This is a genomic window from Micromonospora sp. NPDC023869 (assembly GCF_055559695.1).
In genome coordinates, this window is the sequence record NZ_JBVHKD010000002.1 from 986,785 (window position 1) to 1,004,108 (window position 17,324).

The 17,324-nt window shown below is 71.4% G+C and carries 17 protein-coding genes; 12 read left to right on the forward strand and 5 right to left on the reverse strand.

Translation table 11 applies throughout. From position 1 onward, the window contains the following. Positions 1–45: 45 nt before the first annotated feature. From ACZ31C_RS10290 to ACZ31C_RS10330, 9 genes are all read left to right on the forward strand, one after another. On the forward strand, positions 46–1,080 hold the full coding sequence (locus tag ACZ31C_RS10290) for an SGNH/GDSL hydrolase family protein (protein WP_465794939.1): 1,035 nt from the start codon (positions 46–48) through the stop codon (positions 1,078–1,080). A 53-nt stretch (positions 1,081–1,133) separates the two neighbouring features. Beyond that, positions 1,134–2,378 (forward strand): ATP-grasp domain-containing protein, encoded by a 1,245-nt coding sequence (locus tag ACZ31C_RS10295; protein ID WP_465794940.1) that lies wholly within the window; start codon positions 1,134–1,136, stop codon positions 2,376–2,378. After that, the gene (locus ACZ31C_RS10300; protein ID WP_465794941.1) at positions 2,375–3,673 is read left to right on the forward strand and encodes an MFS transporter; all 1,299 of its coding nucleotides are present in this window, start codon (positions 2,375–2,377) and stop codon (positions 3,671–3,673) included. Before ACZ31C_RS10295 ends, ACZ31C_RS10300 begins: the two co-directional genes overlap by 4 nt. Positions 3,674–3,743: 70 nt before the next feature. Then, the gene (gene trpB, locus ACZ31C_RS10305; protein ID WP_465794942.1) at positions 3,744–4,937 is read left to right on the forward strand and encodes a tryptophan synthase subunit beta; all 1,194 of its coding nucleotides are present in this window, start codon (positions 3,744–3,746) and stop codon (positions 4,935–4,937) included. Next, positions 4,934–5,683, forward strand: coding sequence for a tryptophan synthase subunit alpha (gene trpA, locus ACZ31C_RS10310; protein WP_465794943.1), 750 nt, complete (start codon positions 4,934–4,936; stop codon positions 5,681–5,683). Before trpB ends, trpA begins: the two co-directional genes overlap by 4 nt. A gap of 87 nt (positions 5,684–5,770) precedes the next feature. Next, a complete protein-coding gene (locus ACZ31C_RS10315; protein WP_465794944.1) occupies positions 5,771–6,565 on the forward strand; it encodes a GntR family transcriptional regulator in 795 nt (264 codons plus the stop codon). Positions 6,566–6,756: 191 nt separating this feature from the next. After that, positions 6,757–7,701 carry a TauD/TfdA family dioxygenase gene (locus ACZ31C_RS10320; RefSeq protein ID WP_465794945.1) on the forward strand — a complete coding sequence of 315 codons (945 nt, stop codon included), beginning with the start codon at positions 6,757–6,759 and terminating at the stop codon, positions 7,699–7,701. 22 nt (positions 7,702–7,723) lie between these two features. Further along, positions 7,724–8,977, forward strand: a complete 1,254-nt coding sequence (locus ACZ31C_RS10325) for an ATP-grasp domain-containing protein (RefSeq protein WP_465794946.1) — start codon at positions 7,724–7,726, stop codon at positions 8,975–8,977. 14 nt (positions 8,978–8,991) lie between these two features. Then, positions 8,992–9,741: an SDR family oxidoreductase gene (locus tag ACZ31C_RS10330; RefSeq protein ID WP_465794947.1), complete on the forward strand. Its 750-nt coding sequence runs from the start codon at positions 8,992–8,994 to the stop codon at positions 9,739–9,741. Positions 9,742–9,783: 42 nt separating this feature from the next. Here ACZ31C_RS10330 and ACZ31C_RS10335 read toward each other — a convergent pair whose 3' ends face one another. From ACZ31C_RS10335 to ACZ31C_RS10345, 3 genes are all read right to left on the reverse strand, one after another. Next, positions 9,784–10,020, reverse strand: coding sequence for a hypothetical protein (locus ACZ31C_RS10335; protein WP_465794948.1), 237 nt, complete (start codon positions 10,018–10,020; stop codon positions 9,784–9,786). A 103-nt stretch (positions 10,021–10,123) separates the two neighbouring features. Further along, positions 10,124–10,354 carry a hypothetical protein gene (locus ACZ31C_RS10340; RefSeq protein ID WP_465794949.1) on the reverse strand — a complete coding sequence of 77 codons (231 nt, stop codon included), beginning with the start codon at positions 10,352–10,354 and terminating at the stop codon, positions 10,124–10,126. A 166-nt stretch (positions 10,355–10,520) separates the two neighbouring features. Then, the gene (locus tag ACZ31C_RS10345) at positions 10,521–10,979 is read right to left on the reverse strand and encodes a lamin tail domain-containing protein (RefSeq protein WP_465794950.1); all 459 of its coding nucleotides are present in this window, start codon (positions 10,977–10,979) and stop codon (positions 10,521–10,523) included. 345 nt (positions 10,980–11,324) lie between these two features. Between ACZ31C_RS10345 and ACZ31C_RS10350 the strand changes: the two genes are divergently transcribed. Together ACZ31C_RS10350 and ACZ31C_RS10355 are read left to right on the forward strand one after the other, a co-directional pair. Beyond that, positions 11,325–12,212 carry an META domain-containing protein gene (locus ACZ31C_RS10350; protein WP_465794951.1) on the forward strand — a complete coding sequence of 296 codons (888 nt, stop codon included), beginning with the start codon at positions 11,325–11,327 and terminating at the stop codon, positions 12,210–12,212. Between the two features lie 231 nt (positions 12,213–12,443). Beyond that, positions 12,444–13,817, forward strand: coding sequence for a GGDEF domain-containing protein (locus ACZ31C_RS10355; RefSeq protein ID WP_465795028.1), 1,374 nt, complete (start codon positions 12,444–12,446; stop codon positions 13,815–13,817). A 9-nt stretch (positions 13,818–13,826) separates the two neighbouring features. Here ACZ31C_RS10355 and ACZ31C_RS10360 read toward each other — a convergent pair whose 3' ends face one another. Further along, positions 13,827–14,888: an aspartate-semialdehyde dehydrogenase gene (locus tag ACZ31C_RS10360; protein WP_465794952.1), complete on the reverse strand. Its 1,062-nt coding sequence runs from the start codon at positions 14,886–14,888 to the stop codon at positions 13,827–13,829. Positions 14,889–14,893: 5 nt separating this feature from the next. Further along, positions 14,894–16,159, reverse strand: a complete 1,266-nt coding sequence (locus tag ACZ31C_RS10365) for an aspartate kinase (RefSeq protein WP_396751449.1) — start codon at positions 16,157–16,159, stop codon at positions 14,894–14,896. A 186-nt stretch (positions 16,160–16,345) separates the two neighbouring features. On the opposite strand from ACZ31C_RS10365, the gene ACZ31C_RS10370 reads away from it, so the two are divergent. After that, positions 16,346–17,254 (forward strand): hypothetical protein, encoded by a 909-nt coding sequence (locus ACZ31C_RS10370; RefSeq protein ID WP_465794953.1) that lies wholly within the window; start codon positions 16,346–16,348, stop codon positions 17,252–17,254. Positions 17,255–17,324 lie beyond the last annotated feature (70 nt).

A 17,324-nucleotide genomic window follows, 5' to 3' on the forward strand; every position in this document is an offset into this window, starting at 1 on the left:
CCCTCCGCCTCTTCCCTTCCCCTTCCGACAAGGAGAACCGACGACGTGAAACTCCAGCGCGAGATCCTGACGCCGCAGATGGTGCAGTACGACGACTTCTCGTCCCGTGGGGAGACCCAGTACCTCCCGTACCTGATGTACTTCAACCGGCCGGACTACCGGTCGGAAGCGATCAACACCGACCGGCTGGGCTTCCGGATCTCCCACGGCGTCGACGAGCAGGCCTCGGTCGGCAGCACTCTGCCCGACGGGCCGGTCCGCCTGCTGGTCGGCGGGTCCGTCCCGCTCGGGTACGGCTCCACCAGCGACGCGACCACGATGGCGTCGCGCTTGTGGACGAAGCACGCCTCGTCCCGCCCGTGGCTCACCTATGCCGGCCACTGCTACAACTCGACCCAGGAACTGCTGTTGTTCCTGCTCTACCGGCACCTGCTGCCGCCGGTCGAGGAGATCGTCATCCTCAGCGGCTTCAACACCCTGGTGATGTCCCGGCTGGTCGAGATGCACCGCGCCGACCAGGGACCGTTCTATTTCTGCGGCGAGTTCTTCGAGCAGATGGAGGAGGTACGGGCCCGGCACCGTAAGACGTCACGCGGTTTCGGTCGCCGGGCCAAGCCGGCCGTACCCTCCTGGCCGTCGCCGGACGAGGTCCGTCCCGAACTCGACGACGCGATCGCCAGCGCGGTCGACCTGGTCGGCCGGCACCTCGCGAGCTGGCAGGTGCTCGCCGCCGCCACCGGCGCCCGGGTCTCCTTCGTGTTGCAGCCGATGGCCACCTGGCTGCGGGCCGAGCCGGCGCCCGAGGAGAAGCTGATCTTCGACGAGCTGGACCGGATCTCCAAGCTGGGCACGTGGGAGGCCCTCTATGGCGACGTCTCCTCGGTGGCGGCCGGGCAGCGCTACGCCGACGCTCTCGCACCCGCCTGCGAGCGGCAGGGCGTCCGCTTCGTGAACCTCAACCCGGTCCTGCGCGCGGCCGTGACCGACAAGTCCTGGCTGTACGTCGACCGGGCCCACCTGACCGACGAGGGCAACGACATCGTCGCCGCGCTGCTCGCCGATCAGCTCGGCCTGTCCTGAGCCGGCAGCGATGGCCGGGCAACCCCTCAACCCCACGAGAAGGTGCGGAACCGATGTTTAGAGTAGCCGTGATCGGAGGCCGTCCCGCCCCGATCAAGGGCGCCCGGGACCTGGGCGTCGACGTGGTCCTGGTGCACCAACCGGGGCAGTACGAGGAGTCGATCCGCCAGCACTGCGAGCGGATCGTGCACGCCCCGCTGGCCGACGGCGAGGCGATGCTCGACGTGCTGCGCCCGCTACACGAGCAGCGCCCCTTCGACCGGGTGCTGACCGTCTCCGAGCCGTGGGGCGTACCCACCGGACACGTGGTGGACGGCCTGGGCCTGCCCGGCACCTCGGAGAAGACGGCCCGCCTGCTCAAGGACAAGGCGCTGATGCGCGAGCGGCTCGCCAAGTACGACCTGAGCCCGGTCCGGTTCCGGGTGGTGCGCTCCGAACGCGAGGCGCGCGACTTCCTCGCGGAGGTCGGCGGCCCGGTCGTCCTCAAGCCGGTCGACGGCGCCGCCAGCCGGAACATCCTGCGGGTGGCGGACGCGACCGAGCTCGGCCACGCCTGGCGCGTGCACACCGAGGCCGGCAACACCTCGGTGCTCGCCGAGGAGTTCCTCACCGGTCCGGTGGTGAGCGTCGAGTCGTTCTCCTTCGGCGGCCGACACCTGCCCGTCGGCTACTCCGAGTACCTGGTCAACTCGTACCACGTGGAGTGGCAGGTCAGCGTGCCGAGCCGGCTCGTCGCGCCGTACCTGCCCGAGCTTCGGGACCTCACCGTGCGACTGCTGGACGCGGTCGAACTCACCGAGGGCCCCTCGCACAGCGAGTTCGTCCTGACCGAGCGGGGTCCCCGCGTGCTGGAGTCGCACGCCCGGATGGGTGGTCACGCCATCCCGGAGCTGGTCCGCCGGGCCTACGGCCTGGACCTGGCCCGGATGTGGCTGACCGTGCCGCTCGGCATCGACGCGCTGCCCGCCGAGTCTCCGCAGCCCACGGCGGGTGCCGCCATCCGGTTCCTACGGCCCGAGCCCGGGGAGATCCGCGCCGTCACGGTCGCCGAGGACATCCCGGCGGTGGTCAAGCGGGTCCCGCCCGGCGAGCTGGCCGACGTGTACCTCCCGCTGCTCGGCGAGCTGGTCGACGTCCCGGTCGGCGTGGTCGTGCACAAGAATCCGGGCGACGTGATCACCCCGATCCAGACGCTCGCGGACTGCAGCTCCGGCTACGTGCTGGCCACCGGTGCGGACGCCGATTCGGCGGTGGCCACCTGCGTCCTGGTCGACCAGCAGATCCAGTTCCACACGTGACGCTCCTGGTGCACCGCGACTTCCGGCTGCTGTGGGCCACGCAGACCCTGGGGCAGTTCGGCGCGCACTTCAGCCGGGTCGGCCTGCCCCTGGTGGCGATCCTGGCCCTGGACGCGACCGCGTTCGAGGCCGGGCTGCTGGCGACGTTCCAGACCGTGGCCTTCCTCGTGGTCGGCCTGCCCGCCGGTGCGTGGGTGGATCGGCGGCGGAAGCGTCCCGTCATGATCGTGGCGAACCTCGGGCGCGGTCTGCTGTTGGCGTGGGTGCCGGTGGCCGCCTACCTGGACGTGCTCTCCCTGACCCAGTTGTACGTGGTCGCGCTGGGGGTGAGCGTGGGGACGCTGCTGTTCGAGACCGCGTACGTGAGCTACCTGCCGCTGCTGCTCGAACGCGGGCAGTTGGTCGAGGGCAACGCGAAGTTGGAGAGCACCCGGTCCGTCGCGCAGGTCGGCGGTCCCACGCTCGGCGGCTACCTGGTCCAGTGGCTGGGGGCGCCGCTCGCGGTGCTCACCGTCGCGGGCGGCTATCTGGCCTCGGCGGTGGTCCTCTGCGGGATCCGGATGCGGGAGGCCGTTCCGGCGCGTGGCACCGACCGCCACCTGGTCCGGGAGATCCGGCAGGGGCTGTCGTTCGTCTTCGGACACCGGTCCCTGCGGGCCCTCGCCGTCTCGGGCGCCCTGTTCAACCTCGGGGTCTTCGTCACCGGGACGGTGGTGGTGGTCCTGCTCGCCCAACAGTTGCGCATCGCCCCGGGAACGGTGGGACTGTGGTTCGCCGTCGGCGGGATCGGCGGGCTGGTCGGGGCGTTCGTCGTCCGGCGGGTCACCGCCCGGATCGGGCCGGGACCGGCGGTCTGGGTCGGCATGGCGGTGGCCGGCGTCTCCGGTCTGGTCGTGCCGCTCGCCGACGCCGACTGGCGACTCTGGCTCGCCGGGGCGGGCAACGCGTTGGTCTCCACCGGCCTGGTGATCAACAACGTGAACAGCATGGCGATCCGCCAGCAACTGTGTCCGCAGGAGTTGCAGGGCCGGATGAACGCCACCATCCGTTTCCTGGTCTTCGGGGCCATGCCGGTCGGCTCGTTCCTCGGCGGGTTCCTCGGAGAACGCGTCGGGCTCCGGGAGGCCCTCTGGGTGGGGGCCGTACTCAGCCTGGTCGCCGTCCTGCCGGTCTACTTCTCGCCGCTGCGGACCATGCGTGGCCACCCGGGCGACGATCCGGGTACGCCTCGGGACGGTGCCCCGCCCGGACGTCGAGCGCGTCCCCGCGACCCGGACGGCGTGGGTTCTCGATGAACCGGGCTTCCGTCCGGCCTGCCGGGTGTGTCATCCTGACTTCAACAGTTCTAGAACAGTTGGAGTCCACGTGACCGACCTGACCGTGCTGCCCAACGGCAGCGTCATGGCCGATCCCGGCGAGCGCGGCAGATTCGGCGGGCACGGGGGTCGCTTCGTCCCCGAGTCGCTGATCCCCGCCTGCACCGAGCTGGAGACGGCGTTCCGGGAGGCATGGGCGGACCAGCGCTTCCGCCGCGACCTCGACCGCCTGCTCGCGGTGCACGCCGGACGCCCGACCGCGCTCACGCCCGCCTGGCGGCTCTCCGAGGAGCTCGGCATCAACGTGCTGCTCAAGCGGGAGGACCTCGCCCACACCGGCTCGCACAAGATCAACAATGTGCTCGGCCAGGCCCTGCTGGCACGCCGGATGGGCAAGACGAGGTTGATCGCCGAGACCGGCGCCGGCCAGCACGGCGTCGCCACGGCCACCGCCGCCGCGCTGCTCGGCCTGGAGGCGACCGTCTACATGGGGGCCAAGGACGTCGAGCGTCAGGCGCTGAACGTGTTCCGGATGGAGTTGCTCGGCGCCGAGGTCGTTCCGGTCACCGGCGGCAGCCGCACCCTGAAGGACGCCACCAGCGAGGCGCTGCGGCAGTGGGTCACCCGGGTCGACGACACCCACTACTGCATCGGCTCGGTCATGGGCCCGCACCCGTACCCGTGGATCGTGCGGGAGTTGCAGCGGGTCATCGGCGAGGAGGCGCGCGCACAGTGCGCCGCCGAACTACGCACCGGCGTGCCCGACTACGTCGTGGCCTGCATCGGCGGCGGCTCGAACGCCGCCGGCACCTTCGCCGGCTTCGTCGACACCCCGGCCCGACTCGTCGGCGTGGAGGCCGAGGGTGGGGCGGCGGTCGCGTTCGGCCGGGTCGGCGTGCTGCACGGATTCCGCTCGTACGTCCTGCAGGACGAGCACGGCCAGGTCAGCGAGGCGCACTCGATCGCGGCCGGGCTCGACTACCCGGGCGTGGGCCCCGAGCACGCCTTCCTCAACGACTCCGGCCGGGCGCGCTATGTCACCGTCAACGACGCCGAGGTCATCCCAGCGGTCCGGCGGCTGGCCCGCACCGAGGGGATCCTGCCCGCCCTGGAATCGGCCCACGCCATCGCCTGGGTGATCCGCGCCGCGGAGAGCGGCGAGCTGCCGCCGTTCAGCACCGTGCTGGTCGCGCTCTCCGGCCGGGGCGACAAGGACATCCACACCATCCGGGAGACCGCATGAGCGGCAAGCTGCTGGTCCCGTACGTGACCGGGGGCATCCGACCCGACTGGACCAGGTACGTCGAGGCGTACGCGCGCAGCGGCGCGGACATGATCGAGATCGGGCTCCCCTTCTCCGACCCGATCCTCGACGGGCCGACGATCCAACAGGCGTCCTACCGCGCCCTGCAACAGGGGGCCACGGTCCGGTCGATCCTCGACGATCTCGCCGAGGTGGACGTCGACGTACCGCTGATCGCCATGACCTACTACAACCTGGTGATGCACGACCCGGCGTTCTGCGCGGACCTCGCGGCGGCCGGGGTGAGCGGGCTGATCGTGCCCGACGTGCCGATCGACGAGGTGGACGAGCTGGCGGCCAGTGCCACGGCGGCCGGTGTCGACCTGGTCCTGCTCGCCGCGCCCACCACCCCCGGCCCTCGGCTGGCCGCCATCGCGCGGCGCAGTCGCCGCTTCGTCTACGCCGTCTCGGTGATGGGCACCACCGGTGAGCGCGACCGGCTCGCCGAGGACGCCGTCCGGCTCGCCCGCGACCTACGGGCCCTGACCGACCTGCCGGTGCTGCTCGGCTTCGGCATCTCGCAGCCCGCGCACGCGGTGGAGGCGGCCAAGGCCGCCGACGGTGTGGTGGTGGCCTCGGCACTGATGCGGATGGTCCTCGACGGTGCGGACCCCGCCCAGGTCGGGGCCGTGGTCGCGGAGTTCCGCGCGGCGTTGGACGAGGTGGGCGCGCCAGTTCCCGGGTGACGCGAGCCGGGCGGGTGCCCGGTGCGGCCGGTCGCCGACCGTGGGCCACACTGGGCACCGGTACGGCCGCAGGGACGGGAGACACCCATGGGTGAGGCGACGGCGGGTGGGCGACCGACCGCGCGCTACCGGCAGATCGCGGCCGACCTGGCGGCCCGGATCCGGCAGGGCGAGTACGAGCCCGGCGAGGCGCTGCCGGCGCAGCGGGAGCTGAGCACCCACTACGGCGTCACGCTGATGACGCTGCGCCAGGCCCTCCAAGAACTGTCCGAGCAGGGGCTCATCGTCCAGCAGGCCGGGCGGGGCACCTACGTCACACCGGTCCAGGCCGCGTACCGCGTGGACACGCTGCGCAGTTTCACGGAGGACCTTCGCGAGCAGGGCCACGACGTGGTCACCCAGGTGTTGTCCGGTGCGATGCGCCGACCGCCGGCCTGGGTGGTCGATCGGTTCGGCGACGGTGGCGGCGAGCGTTCCCTGCGGCTGGAACGGCTGCGCCTGCTCAACGGCCGTCCCGCCATCCACCAGGTCTCCTGGGTCCGGCCACCGTACGCAGCGACGATCCAGGACCGCGACTTCGTCCGGACGTCGCTCTATGCCGCGCTGGCCGACGCCGGGGTCGCCATCCTGCGCGCCTCGGAACGGATCGTCCCGTCCCTGCTGGCCGCGCCGGCCGTCGGGCACCTGCGCCAACCACCCGGCAGTCCCGTCTTCGTCAGCGAACGGACGACGATCGCCCTGGACGGGACCGCCGTGGTGGTCGACCGGGCGGTGGTCGTCGGCGACGCCATGGAGATCCGTGCCGAGCGGGCGGCAACGCGGTTGTCGGTCCGGTGGGGCGCGGTGCGCTCCCCGGTCGCGCCGGGCGACGGCACCCCGTAGGTCTATTCACCTCCGGCCGGTGAGCAGAGACGGCAGCAAGGTGCCTGGCCACTTCTGGCCTCCGTGACGGCGTTGTTACCCGCTGTCGCCGTGCGGCATCGTGAGGTCTCGGGTGCACGACGACTGGACGTGGCACCTGATCCGACCGCGAGTTGGTGATTCGCGGCGACCCCTCATGATCGGAGCCGACGATGACCCGTGCACTCCGGGTGGCCCGTCACCATCTCAACGACCGGACCCGTGACCTGCTCGACAAGGAGCTCACGGCCGCCGTCTGCGACATCGAACTGGATTCGGACGCCCACGAGGCGATCCTCGCCGGCATCGGTGCACACGCCCTGCAGACCCACCTGCCCGGCGAGATCCTCCAGGCACTGACGTTCTACCCGGCCACCGGCTCGCACGTCCTGACCATCGGCAACCTGCCGCAGCAGGAGTTCCCGGCCACGCCGCGCGACGGCTTCACCGACGAACCCGCGATGGCCGTGACCAACGCCCTGCACTTCGGTCTGCTGCAACTGCTCTCGCTGACGCCGTTCGCGGTCGACTACGAGAACACCGGCCGGTACATCCGCAACGTGGCCCCGAACCCGGCGGCGGCGGGCACCACCAGTTCCTGGGGGGCGGATTCCGAGTTCTCCTGGCACACCGACAACCCGCACCTCCCCTTCGGCGGCAAGGGCGTCGACCCGCGCCGGTACGTCCCGCGCTATCTCAGCTTCTATGCGGTCCGCAACGACGAGCAGGTGCCCACCGAGGTCCTCGCCATCGAGGAGGCCGTGGCCGCGCTGGACGAGACCACCGTGCAGGAGTTGCAGTCGGCCCAGTTCACCGTCGGCCCACCCGCCTCCACCGACGAGACGGCGCCGCTGCGGGACACCGCATTGCTGGAGCAGAGCTACGAGGGAACGCGGGCGCGGTTCGACCTAGGCACGGTCGCACCGAACACGCCGGCGGCGACCGCCGCCCTCGACCGGTGGGTACGAGCCCTCGACCAGGCGCGGTCCGAGGCGTTCGTGCTGCGACCCGGCGACTTCCTGATCTTCGACAACTACCGGGTGCTGCACCGCCGTCGGGCGTTCCGGCCCGGTCCGGCGGACACCGCCCGCTGGTTGCGCCGCTGCTATGCAAGCTGACCCGGACACCAGGAGGATGACCATGGGTGAATATCGCGTCGCCGTCATCGGTGGCATGCCCGCGCCGATCCACGGCGCCAAGGAACTCGGCATCGACGTCGTGCTGGTGCACGAGGAGGGCAAGTACGAGCCGTCCATCCTGGCGCACACCGAACGGGTCGTACACGCTCCGCTGGACGACGGCCCGGCCATCCACGCCGCGCTCAGCCCGCTGCACGCCGAGCGCCCGTTCGACCGCGTGATGACCACGACCGAGGTCGCCGCGATCTCGTCCGGCTACGTCGTGGACATGTTCGGCCTGCCCGGCGTCACCGAGTTCACCGCCCGCGCGCTCAAGGACAAGTCCCTCACCCGGGAGTGCCTGGCCAAGGCCGACGTGGAGAACGTCCGCTACCAGGTGGTCAACTCCGTGGAGGAGGCCGTCTCGTTCCTGGAGCAGGTCGGCGGGAAGATCGTCCTCAAGCCGATCGACGGTGCGGCGAGCCTGCACATCAAGGAGGTCGGGACCCCGGCGCAGGTGGCCGAGGCCATGTCGGAGCTGGCCGCCGCCGGCATCACCGCCCCGATGGCCGAGGAGTTCCTCTCCGGCCCGGTGGTGAGCGTCGACTCGTTCTCCTTCGAGGGCCGGCACCTCACCATCGGCTACTCGGAATACCGGATGAACGACCGGTTCGTCGAGTGGGAGGTCAGCACCCCGAGTCGGGTCGCCGTGCCCCACCTCGCGGAACTCCGGGAACTCACCGCGAAGCTCCTGGACGCCGTCGGTGTCACCGAGGGGCCATCACACAGCGAGTTCGTCCTCACCCCGAACGGACCCCGGGTGCTCGAATCCCACGCGCGCCTGGCCGGCAGCGGCGCGCCGGAGTTGGTACGCCGTGCCTTCGGTCTGGACCTGAACCGCATGTTCCTGACGGTGCCGTTGGGCATCGACGAGCTGCCGCTCGAATCGCCCGCACCGATCGGGGGCGCGGTCGCCCTGTTCCTGACCCCGAAGCCGGGACCGATCACGTCGATCACCGTCAGCGAGGACATCCCGGCGACGGTACGCCGGATCCCGCCCGGCGAGTCGGCCCGGGTCTTCATGCCGTACCTGTTCGAGCTGGGCGCCGAGGACACCGCCGTGGTCATCACCAAGAACCCCGGCGACGAGGTCGCACCGCTGTTGACGGTCGCGGACTGTAGCAACGGCTACATCCTGGCCTCCGGCACGGACGCGCTCGACGCCATCGCCAAGGCCGAGGCGATCAACGCGCAGATAGACTTCGTCACCGGTTGATGAGGGAGAACACCATGAAGCGCACCGCAGTGGTGACGGGTGCCAGCAGCGGGATCGGCGCGGCCACGGCGTGCCGGCTGGCCAAGGACGGATTCTTCGTCGTGGTGGCGGCCCGCCGGTTGGACCGACTCGAAGCGCTGGCGGCCGAGATCGGTGGACAGGCCGTTGCACTCGACGTCACCGACCAGGCGTCCGTGCAGGCCCTCGCCGCCGGGCTCGACCGCTGCGACCTGCTGGTCAACAACGCGGGCGGGGCGGTGGGCGCCGACCCGCTGGCCACCACCTCGCCCGCGGACCTCATGCGGAGCTTCGAGATCAACGTCCTGGGCATGCTGTACGTGACCCAGGCGCTGCTGCCGCTGCTGCGCGCCTCCGACGCGCCGACCATCGTGACCGTGACCTCGACGGCCGCGCACGTGACCTACGAGTCCGGCGGCACCTACACCGCCGCCAAGCACGCGGAACACGCGCTGGTCGAGACGCTCCGGCTGGAACTCTGCGGCGAACCGGTGCGGGTCATCGAGATCGCCCCGGGCATGGTCCGCACGGACGAGTTCGCGGTCAACCGGTTCGCCGGCGATGCGGACAAGGCCGCCGCCGTGTACGCGGGCGTGGACCGGCCGCTGGTCGCCGAGGACGTCGCCGAGTGCATCGCCCTGACGGTGGCGCTGCCCAGCCACGTCAACGTGGATCGTCTCGTCGTCCGCCCGGTCGCCCAGGCCGCCCAGCACAAGGTGCACCGTCAGCCGATCTTCGGCGGCTGACGGACGGGACTCCGCGCTGGGTCGCGCCGCGAGCGGTGCGACTCAGCCCAGGTCCTCGGGTTTCACCTTCCCCTGGGCGACAAGACTCTTCGCGAGACGGACCCGCCCCAGCATGACCGCCTGCACGTAGCCGAGCACGACCAGCACGGCGGCGAAGATCTCGCCGCGCTCGGCCAGGATCCAGGTGGGAATGATCGCGAAGAGGACCACCGGCACCGCGAAGACCCACAGCGGGTAGCGCAGGTGGTTGCTGAGTGTGGCGTCGAAGAACTTGGGCACGAGATCATTAGATCTCACCCGGCAAGGACTCCCTCGCACGTCCGCCGACCAGCACCATCGGAGGGCACGTCCCGTGGCGGGACGTGCCCTCCGATGTACGTGGTCACCACCACTTGGGGTAGTGCCGGAGTACCCGGTCCGCCGGTTCCGGCGACTTCGACCTGCGTTCCCGCCACTCCTGAACAAGGCTCGGACCGTGGACGAGTGCGCCTGCGGCGATCAGAAGCAGGGACCCGTACCGACCGGACCAGCCGAACCACAGGCCGAGACCGGCCACCAGCCAGAGCAGGAGACCGAGACCGAACAGGATCGATCGGAGGCGTGGGCGGCGCACGACTCTCAGGCTACGGCTCGCTGCCAAGGAGGCACATCATCCGTGATCCCTTGGCCCACGGACAGAACTCGATCTCACCGAGAACCGCGACGCCTCGGTGAGATCAAGCCCGTGCGAGAGACTCCCCTCGACGCCACAACGCTTGCGCCGAACAACGGTTACCCGTTCAGCAGGCGGTGTATCCCTTGCCCTTCTTCGACCAGGCGCACTTGTCGATCAGCTTGCCGCTGGCGTTGCGCAGGTACGCGGTGTCGCCGGTGTTGTTCCAGACGTAGTTGCCCGAACCCCAGTAGCGGTTCTTGGCGGTGTTCGTGCCCTTGCCGGTGCGGATGACCACGCTCTTGCCCTTGGCGAGCTTCACGTCCCCACTGAACGTGTAGACGTGGTTGGCCTTGTCGCGCAGCGTCCAGTTCTTCAGGTTGATGGTGCGGGCGCGCCGGTTGGTGAGCTTCACGTACTCGGCGTTCAGGCTGGCGTTCGAGCGGTTGTCCGTGCCCGGCGAGTCGTAGTAGACCTTCGTGATCTCGATGGCCGGGGTGGCGGCCTGCGCCGGAGCGCCGACGGCCAGCGAGCCACCGAGCGCCACGGCGAGCGCGGACACCAGCCCGATGAACCTTCTCGACATGCGTGTTACCCCCACGGGAAGCGCCGAATTGCGGCGCGGACATGTCACGCCGACGCGTGACGGAGCGAGGTTAACGACGAGTTGCGGCAATGTGAGGTACTCACGCACCGCGCGCCACTGATTACGGCCGGGCGGCTGTCGATCGACAGCCGGCCGGGTCGTCTCCGCCGACCGCTCCGCGCCCCACCGTGCGGCGAGGGGCGGACCACATGCCGGCCGAACGGTGACCTGGTCCGATGCGTTCGGCGACCACTGTGGACCTTCGGGCGGGAACCTCTCGTCGCCCCGTGCAACCGGGTCGGCGTACCCGACGTCCCATCATCAGGCCGAGGGAACGAGGGGACCATGCGCCGATACCTGATCGGCACCATCGCCGCGACCGCGTTGGTGCTCACCGGATGTGCACAGCACGACACCACGTCGACCGGACCGGATCCGGTCACGATCGACGCCGCCTCGGCGGCACAGCAGGAACCGACCGCGCTGATCGGCTCGTGGACGGCGGCCGGTACGGACGTGGGGTCAGGCACCGTCGTCCAGTTCACCGACCGCTCTCTCCGGGTCTTCGACGGCTGCGGGGTACGGCACGGGAGCTGGAACGCCGACCAGAGCGGCCTCCTCATCGCCGACATGCACACCGTTCCCACCAGAGACGGTGGGGGCTGCACTGCCGCGCCGGACGCAGGACCGGGCTGGCTGCTCCGGGCCGACGGGTTCCGCGCCGACGGTGACACCCGCGTCCTCCTGGACGACGCCGGTGCGGAACTGGCCCGGCTGCGCCCCGGTGGGCGACCGGACAGCGAACCGGACATGGACCCGTCCTGGCTCCGGCCGCCGACGGTGACCGACGAGACGCGACGCTGGTTGGCCGCGCCCCCGGCGCTACCCGCCCACCTCGCCGGCCCCACGTCGGAGGAGTTGGTCGGACGTTGGGTGCCGGTGGGGGCGGCGGCTGATTCAGCAGGCCGATGGCCGAAGCCCGCCTCCGTTGAGTTCGTCGCCGACGGCACCTGGACCGGCTCGGACGGCTGCAACAGCTATGCGCCCGGACGCTGGGCGACCGGCGGTGACGGCGCGTTCCTGGCGACCGGGGGCGTCTCCACCATGATCGGCTGCGACAACGTGCCGACCGGTCTCTGGCTCATCACCGCGCGGCAGGCGGGCCTGGACGGCGACGTGCTGGTGTTGCGGGACGCGCAGGGTGCGGAGACCGGCCGCCTGGCTCGCGGCTGATCCGCCGGCTCGGCGCGCTTGCCGGCACGCTGTCGCCGCAGGCGTCCGCGCTGGTCCACAGCCTGCATCCACAGCCTGTGGATAGCACATGTGTACGAGTCCAGCTCGCTCCCAGTTTCCGGTGAGTACGCTTGGTCATCCTCCCGGTGCCGCCGGGAGGCGTACCCGACCTGGAACGACGTGCGAGTGGATCAGCAGCAAGTCCTCCGCGACGTGACGGTCCGCCTGCCGATGGCGTCGACCGTCGCCGAGGTGTGCCAGGCCACCGTCGATTCGCTGGCCCGCCACACCCCCGCCACCATCGCCGTCCTGCTGCACGTGCACGACCGGCTCCGGTGTGTCGCCGCCACCGGCTCCTGGCAGGTCTTCGCCACCGTCGCGCCGGACGCCGGGATCGTCGGCCGGGTCTACACCGGTGGCACGGCGGTCGTCGCCCCGGACGTGACGACCGATCCCGATCACATCCCGGTACGCCCCGACGTCACCGCCGAGGTGTGCGTGCCGGTTCCGGATCCGGCCGGGCGGGTCATCGGCGTACTCGACGTGCAGTGGACCGGCCCGGCCGACCTCGCCGCCTGGCGGACCACCGCCGAGCGGGTCGCCGCCCGCCTCGGCGCGCGGATCGTCGCGCTGGGCGGACCGACGGAGAGCCGCAGCGAGAAGCTGCTCCGGCACGCCGCCGCGATGACCGCCGCCGGCACCGAGTGGGATCTGATGACCGCCGCGATCGGGGCGGCCCGGGACGTCTCCACGCTCGGCGCGGCCGTCCTGGTGCTCGGCGGCCGGGGTGGCGTACGGCTGGGTGCTCCGACCGTGGCGCCCGGCGAGCTGGAGAGTCGGATGCGGGCCGAGCTGACCGAGGCGGGTCCGGAGGCGCTGCGCGGCATCATCGACCGGGCGCATCGCTACGGGGCCGGGTACACCCTCGGCGAGGCGGGCCACCCGCCGACCGTGGAACACGAGCCGCTGGTGCGGGCCGGTGTCCGGACGCTGGTCACGGTGCCGGTGGGCCCGGCCCGGCGTGGCGGGGTGCTGCTGGTGGCCGACGACCGGCTGCTGCGTCCCGATCCCACCACGGTCAACCTGATGGAGCTGCTGGCCGGTCAGGCGTGGAGCTGTCTGGACCGGTTGCGCACCCTGGATCGGCTGCGCGAGCAGGCCAGCTCCGACCCGTTGACCGGGCTGCGGCACACCGGCCCGTTCGGCCAGCGGATCGCCAGCGCCACGCCGGGGCGGACCGCGCTGCTCGCGATCGACGTGGACGGCTTCAAGACGATCAACGACACGTACGGGCACCAGGCCGGTGACCGGGTGCTGGTCGGCCTGGCCCGGGCGTTGGAGGGCGCGCTGCGCCAGGGTGACGAGCTGTACCGGGTCGGCGGCGACGAGTTCGTCGCAGTGATCGAGGTGAGCCGTCCCGAGGAGGCCGTCCGGGTGGCCGAACGGCTCACCGAGGCGGCCCGCCGGATCGGCCGCACGATCAGCGTCGGTGTCGCCCTGCCCCGGCCGGGCGAGTCGCCCGAGGTGACGCTGCGCCGCGCCGACCAGGCGCTCTACGCGGTGAAACGGCAGGGTCGCGACGGCGTCCGCCTCGCCGCCGCCTGAGTGCGACGCTCAGCGCTGGGTGATCTCCTTGGCCAGGAGTTCGGCGATCTGGGCGGTGTTCAGGGCGGCGCCCTTGCGGAGGTTGTCGCCGGTGACGAAGAAGTTCAGCGCGCGGGGGTCGTCGAGGGCACGACGGATCCGGCCGACCCAGGACGGGTCGGTCCCGACCGCGTCGATCGGCATCGGGAACTCACCGGCGGCCGGGTCGTCGACGACGATCACACCGGGGGCGTTGCGCAGCACGCCACGGGCCCCCTCGGCGTTGATCTCGGTGCCGAAGACGGCGTGTACGGCGACCGAGTGACCGGTGAGCACCGGCACCCGTACGCAGGTGGCGGTGACCTTCAGGTGCGGCGTACCGAGGATCTTGCGCGACTCGTCGCGCATCTTCATCTCCTCGGAGGACCAGCCGTCGTCGACGAGTGAACCGGCCCACGGCACCACGTTGAGCGCCATCGGTGCGGGGAACGGGCCGAGGTCGTCACCGACCGCCTGCCGCACGTCACCGGTACGCGAGCCGAGCAGCCGGTCGCCCGCCACCTTGGCCAACTGGTCGTGCAGCGTGTCCGCGCCGCGCTGACCCGCCCCGGAGACCGACTGGTACGAGGCGAGCACCAGCTCACGCAGGCCGTACTCGCGGTGCAGCGGTGCGACCGCGACGATCATCGCCAGGGTGGTGCAGTTCGCGTTGGCGACGATGCCCCGGGGCCGCTCGTGGACCTGCTCGGGGTTGATCTCCGGAACCACCAGCGGAACGTCCGACGCCATCCGGAAGGCGCCCGAGTTGTCCACCACGATCGCGCCCCGGCGTACCGCGATCGGCGCCCAGTGCGCGGCGACCTCGTCCGGTACGTCGAACATCGCCACGTCGACGCCGTCGAACGCCTCCTCGGTCAGCGCCTGGACGGTCAACTCCTCGCCCCGACAGCGGAGCTTGCGCCCGACCGACCGCTCGGAGGCGAGCAGGCGGATCTCACCCCAGACGTTGCGACGCCCGGTGAGCAACTCACACATCACGGTGCCGATAGCGCCCGTCGCCCCGACCACGGCCAGGGTGGGCAGCCCGGCCATCCGCGCTACCGTCCCGTTCCCGCGTACACCACGGCTTCGGTGTCGCCGCCCAGGTCGAAGGCCTCGTGGATGGCCCGGACGGCCGCGTCGAGGTCGGTGTCCCGGCAGACCACGGAGACCCGGATCTCCGAGGTGGAGATCATCTCGATGTTCACGCCAGCCTGGCCGAGCGCGGCGAAGAAGCCGGCCGCGACGCCCGGGTGCGAACGCATCCCGGCACCGATCAGGGAGACCTTGCCGACGTGGTCGTCATAGAGCAGACCCTTGAAGTTGACCGACTCCTGGATCTTGCTGAGCGCGGCCATCGCGGTCGGGCCGTCGGCCTTGGGCAGGGTGAAGGAGATGTCCGTGCGCCCGGTCCCCTCGGTGGAGACGTTCTGCACGATCATGTCGATGTTGATCTCGGCACCCGCGACGGTGTCGAAGATCCGCGCGGCGGCGCCCGGCTCGTCGGGCACCCCGACGATGGTGATCTTGGCCTCGCTGCGATCGTGGGCGACGCCGGTGATCAGTGCCTGCTCCACAGGAAGCTCCTCCGTCGATCCGATGACCATGGTGCCGGTGTTGGTCGAGTATGACGAGCGGACGTGGATCGGCAGTCCCGCCCGGCGGGCGTACTCCACGCTGCGCAGGTGCAGCACCTTTGCGCCGCAGGCGGCCAGCTCCAGCATCTCCTCGTAGGTGATCTGCTTGATGTGCCGGGCGTTGGGGACGATCCGCGGGTCGGCGGTGAAGATGCCGTCCACGTCGGTGTAGATCTCGCACACGTCCGCGTGCAGCGCGGCGGCCAGCGCCACGGCGGTGGTGTCCGAGCCGCCCCGGCCCAGCGTCGTCACGTCCTTGGTGTCCTGCGAGACACCCTGGAACCCGGCGACGATGACCACGGCGCCCTCATCCAGCGCGCCCTTGAGCCGCCCCGGCGTGACGTCGATGATCCGCGCCCGGCCGTGCACCGAGGTGGTGATGACACCCGCCTGCGAACCGGTGAACGAACGGGCTTCGTAGCCCAGGTTGTGGATCGCCATGGCGAGCAGCGCCATCGAGATCCGCTCCCCGGCGGTGAGCAGCATGTCCAGCTCGCGCCCGGGCGGCAGCGGACTGACCTGGTTGGCCAGGTCGAGCAACTCGTCGGTGGTGTCGCCCATCGCCGAGACGACCACGACGACGTCGTCGCCGGCCTTACGGGCGGCCACGATCCGTTCGGCCACCCGCTTGATCCGCTCGGCGTTGGCGACGGAGGACCCGCCGTACTTCTGCACCACGAGTGCCACGACGGCGCACTCCCTCCCGGTTGCCCTGAGCGTGCCGACGCCGCCGGCACCGGGGCCGGCGGCGCGGGTCGGACGACCTCAGGGTATCGGGCCGCTCTGACCGCCGGGTCAGGTGATCCCACGATCCGGCCCGGCGCGGCGGGCGAGGTGGTGTGCGACACGCCGGAAAGGCCGACCTTTCCGGGGGTGTCCGCAAGCGCACCCAACGCCGAGAATGGCCGGGTGTACGCCGCCCACCGTCCCGCCGTCCGCCTGACCGCCCCGATCGCGTTCGCCCTGCCCGTCCTGCTCGCCGGCTGCTCCTCGGACCCGCCGGACGATCCGCCGCCACCGCCGAGCGCCTCGCCACGACCGGTGGGCCAGGACGCGGCCCGCGACGAACTGGCCGCGCTCGCCGCCGCCGCGCAGGATCGGCACATGGTCGCCCGGTACACCCTGCGGGTGGCCGACACTCCCGACCGCTCGGTCGTGGTGACCAGCGCCAACGACGGCAGTTGGCGGGTGGACGTACCCGGTGGCGCGCTCGGCGGCACGGCGGACGTCTCGCTCGCGGCCACCGCCGACGGACTGTTCCAGTGCGCGTTGCCCTCGGCGACCCGGCCCGAGGCGGCGAGTTGCGTACGCGTCGGCGAGCGCGACGACACGCTGCCCCGCCGACTCGACCCCCGCGTGCAGCACCCGTTCACCGACTGGCTGGACGTGCTGACCGACCGGCGTGCCCCGCTGTCGGTCTCCCCCGCGATGGCTCCGCCCGAGGCCACCGGCGTCTGCTACTCGGTGGAGACCACGGCCGCCTCGATCAACCCACCGCTGGACGTCGGCATCTACTGCTTCGACGAGGACGGCACCCCGACCGCGGTCCGCGCGGCGTTCGGCACCCTGACGCTGGCCGGTCCGCCCGAGCCCGCGCCGGCCACCGTGCAGCTCGCGGGGCCGGTGGTCGACGGCGAACCGCTGGGCATGGAGGCACCGCCACCGCCGCCCACGCCGTCCGATCTCGATCCGGGCGGCACCGATCCGGGCGGCACTGTGCCGGGTGAACCCGGAGCGGGTGACGCCGAACCGGGAGACACCGAGCCGACCGGCGGCGGGTAGGCCCGGGCCGGGTCTCCAGATCCGGGCCACCACTCCGGGCCTGGTGCTTGGTCCGGCGGCGGGTCGGGGC